The 4048-nt window shown below is 35.0% G+C and carries 5 protein-coding genes; all 5 read left to right on the top strand.

Going from position 1 to position 4048, the window contains the following annotated elements; translation table 11 throughout:
* Window positions 1-291 (top strand): DUF4280 domain-containing protein (locus tag Q0625_RS07870; protein WP_298825481.1); only part of this gene is annotated, 291 nt, incomplete at its 5' end.
* A 55-nt stretch (window positions 292-346) separates the two neighbouring features.
* On the top strand, window positions 347-1285 hold the full coding sequence (locus Q0625_RS07865; RefSeq protein ID WP_298825478.1) for a type VI secretion system baseplate subunit TssG: 939 nt from the start codon (window positions 347-349) through the stop codon (window positions 1283-1285).
* Window positions 1282-2250 (top strand): TssN family type VI secretion system protein, encoded by a 969-nt coding sequence (locus Q0625_RS07860; RefSeq protein ID WP_298825475.1) that lies wholly within the window; start codon window positions 1282-1284, stop codon window positions 2248-2250. The genes Q0625_RS07865 and Q0625_RS07860 overlap by 4 nt, the downstream gene beginning before the upstream one ends.
* 3 nt (window positions 2251-2253) lie before the next feature.
* Window positions 2254-3405 carry a hypothetical protein gene (locus Q0625_RS07855; RefSeq protein ID WP_298825472.1) on the top strand — a complete coding sequence of 384 codons (1152 nt, stop codon included), beginning with the start codon at window positions 2254-2256 and terminating at the stop codon, window positions 3403-3405.
* Window positions 3406-3435: 30 nt separating this feature from the next.
* Entirely contained in the window at window positions 3436-3957 is a 522-nt protein-coding gene (gene tssO, locus Q0625_RS07850; RefSeq protein ID WP_298825469.1) for a type VI secretion system TssO, read from the top strand.
* Window positions 3958-4048 lie beyond the last annotated feature (91 nt).

The following is a 4048-nucleotide window of genomic DNA, read 5'->3' as shown; positions in this document are numbered from 1 at the left end:
CTCAATGTTACAAGTCAAGATTTTGTAACTATTGAGGGTAAAGCTATGGCTACTGAGGAAGACAAACAGGCCAATGTGAATATAATGCCTTTTGGTCAGTGCAAGCTAAAACCTACCACAAGTGGTTATCTGCCTTGTATGCCTGCTCCTACAAAATGGGAACAAACAGCTGAGAAAGATACTATCAACGATTTAAAAATCCTCACCGAGAAAAGCACTTGTCAATGTGCTGTAGGAGGTAAAATATCTGTTACCCATAAAGGACATAACGAACAACACGAAATAGAATAAAAAATTGTACTTTTGTAATTTTTTTGTATATTTGCAACGTTGAAGAACTATCAAAATGGAATACCTAACAGGAGTTATAAATGAGATAAATCACTTACCTTATGATATAAGGGCAGAAGTGCTATTAAACCATTTGTTAGACAAAGGGATCATCTCTGACAATGAGTATATAGTAAAACACCAAGGACAGTTTGTACGGGGTTATCGCGCCGATGTACTAAGTGCAAAACTTACTGATTTTAATTACGATCCTACCCAATTGATAGAGGTAAGCCTTTCTCGTGATAGTTTGTACGATATACTCCCCGAAGGTGTCGCTCACCATGCTAAGAATGAAACTCAAGGCAAGGGTGTGGAAACAATGCTCAAAGATTACAGAGAAAGGAAACAAGAAGAAAAAGCTGCTCGTACCTTTTTTAGTCCTTTTGAGAATGAGATTTTTAAGTTAGGGGTAGAAATAGAATCCTTTGAACAAGATAACTTTAAAGAACTCAATGCTAATGAGATTTCTACATTATTCTATGAACTTTGGGGTATTTCAAAAGATTTCCCTACCCTCTTAGTCTCTAAGTTTATACGATTATTGCCTTATAGCTACAAAATAGTAGGTAATATATCCCTTACAGTACAAATACTTTCAAAACTTTTAGGAGAAGAAGTACAACTTAAAGAAAGAGAGTTTGCTACTTATTCTAATGAATCACAAGGTTTTTGCTTGGGAGAAGACATTTACTTAGGAGTGGATATGATCACAGGTACAGCCTATGAAGATTATACCAAACACCTGACCCTTGAGATAGGTCCTTTAAAGCATTCTGCTTTTACTGATTATATACTTGGGGGCAATAAAGAGAAATTTGTAACAATGTTCTGTGAGCACTTTTTCCCTTTGGAAGTAGAAATCCAGTTAAGTGTATTGCTCTCAGAAGAAGAAAGTCAATTTGAATTAAAAGAAAATAATGACCCTATCTTAGGTTATAACACTTGTATATGAAAAAGTTAAAGAATTATTTCATCAACTTGTTCGACCCGCAACTGTTGGTACTACTGCTATTTTTAGTGGCTATGTGTATAGCCATTACTATTATTTTCTCAAAGAAAGTCCCTGAGTTCAAAAAGTATAAAACCAATATCTATATCTATCTGTTCTTAACAGTATTGGTATATACAGTCATTGCCTTTTTAGGATATAGCCGCCTCTTTGAAGGGAAAACCCTAAGTGAATTTATTTTCTATCAAATCTGTACCTTGACCCTTGGTGTCTTCCACTGCTATTTCTATCGCTTGTTTTTCAACAAATTCAAACTGGAGGACGATGTGTTCAAAGAATTATTTTTTGCCTTATTAGTCGTGCTATATGCCTCAGTACCTTTCTTGTTAATTTATACTTTCTTAAATGGAATGTACTATTTGCCTTTGATGATGGGCAATTTCATAGTCTTTTTCATCCCTACTTTAGTGAATGCGAGCTTCAATCGTTCTCTAAAGATACCACCTAAAATCTACACCACTTGGCAATTTCCTGAAAACTACAAAGAGTTAGTAGGTGTAAATGATGATGAGATGCGTGATTTGGTAGTATTCACACTTATGATAAAAAAGGAAGAAAATGATAAAGACTACACTTTATATCGTGCCAAAGGACCTACCCGAATAGATTTTGGGCGCTTGTTCTACAATTTTGTAGAAGATTACAACGAACGTTTTGCTGATGCTCCTATTGAGATACAAAATGAAGATGGCTTTTATAATTGGGTATTTTTTAAACAACCTAAATGGTATGAACCTACTAAATATATAGACCCTAAGTTTACCCTATATATGAATGGAATAGAAGAGAATAGCTACATTATTTGTATGAGAACACTTGTTTCTGAGACTGCAATGAATAATAATGAACAAGAAACAGATTTCGAATACAGCAAAGAAAAAGATAACGAACGAGTAAAAACATATTAAACCATGACAGAAAAACTCACCCATTTGCCAGTAAACTTTATTGATGGAATGAAAATCAATAAAAGGTATTTTATAGATATTCAAAACTTTGTCATTGATTCGGTACGCGATGCCATAGGGGTACACACCTCAATGCTTACCTATGGATTGTTACCCGTCAATGACCCAGTGAGAATGAACCTGTCAGTAGACAACCATAAAAACCTCCGACTCCGTATAGAAGAATGCCACGCGATTACCCCTAATGGCTCTCGAATAGACATCAGTTCTAACACGGAACAGAGTACGCTCTCTTTTTCATATCCCGAAATTATCAAAGAGATAAAAGAAGATGAGGTTGCGCTACTGGCTTGTATTTCTGTCAATCCATTCAAGCGTGTCCCTTGTGGAGACCCTGACCCTGAGGAGAATCCACCACGCGACCCTTATACCGAGCCTGAATACTACCTTTCTTTAGTGAAGGAAGAGGATCTTAGAAAAGATATGGGTGTAGGAGGGCATTATCTCATTGTAGGAAAAATATGGGTAAGCGGAGGCAATACCAATCTTGATAGTTCTTATATTCCACCTTGTGTACTGGTAGCTTCTCATCAAAAACTACAGCAGTTATACAACGAAATCGACCGTTTCTATGGTCAGATGGAAATTTATGCTATCCAAATCGCTCAAAAAATACATACTAAAAACCAGACCAATAAATTAGCTACGATCATAGAGCAAATGACCGATAGAATACTCTACTACTTAGCTACTGAAATCAATCATTTTCGCTGGCTTACACTCTATAGTACCCCTGCCGAAATGTTAGTGTCAGTAGTAGGATTTGCAAGAGTGCTTAAGAACTTTATCGATGCTCGTTCAGGAGTAGGAAAAGAGGAATTACTCAATTATTTTGCCGATTGGTGTAATGTAAGTCAAGGAGAGTTTGAAACTGTCTTCTCTGAGGTAATCAATACGGAATATAACCACAATCAAATAGGAGACTCTGTGGTGAAAGTAGAACGTTTTATGAAAACCTTAGAAGATTTATTCGCTATTCTAAACCGCTTAGACTTTATAGGTAAGAGGCGTGATGGCAGCATTTTCGTATCTGAAATTACAAATGAAAAAAGCTCTCTACAGCCTGAGAGAAGCAAAACTTTCTTAGCCGATTAATAGAAATTAACAACAAAAGTATCAACCTATATGGAAATATTAAATCAGAAAGAACGTACAAAAGCATTAGGCTTTTTCGTGTTGTTTTTCACTCTTGCAGTACTTGTTATAATTTTGGCTCTTATAGTCAATATCTATTTCCCTTTCAAGGAAAACAATTTGCTCAAGCAAGAAAATGCTCGTATACAACGAGAAATGAAATTTCAAGATAGCTTTTCTTTTCAGTTAGAAAAAGTAAAAGTGGCTGTAGATTCTATAGGAACACCTAAAGGTGGCTATAAAAACGATTTTTTCAACGAAAAATTAGCCCTTTCTATCCTTGCCGATATGTACAAGCAGATACCTAAAGACTCTCTTAGAAATAAAAATATGTACAATAATACTATCTTGGTATACAAAGAGCTCATTGATGCTAAGAAACAAATAAAACAACTTACCATCAATCAAAAAACCTTAGATAGTCTTAGTACTATCAACAAAACCTTAAAAGAGGAATATGATAAGATGAAAGTAGATTTAGAAGTTTGCAAACAATTGTACCAACAGGAATAAAGTAGCTATTAAAAGATATATTGGATATGCTAAAAAAATGTTTACTTTCCTTCTTAGGCTTTATATGCTTCTCATCTATTGTTTTTTCTCA

The sequence above is a fragment of the uncultured Capnocytophaga sp. genome, from assembly GCF_938029845.1.
In the GTDB taxonomy this organism is placed as follows: Bacteria; Bacteroidota; Bacteroidia; order Flavobacteriales; family Flavobacteriaceae; genus Capnocytophaga.
Note: the sequence above shows the minus strand (reverse complement) of the source record. Positions and strands in the feature narration are given on the sequence as shown.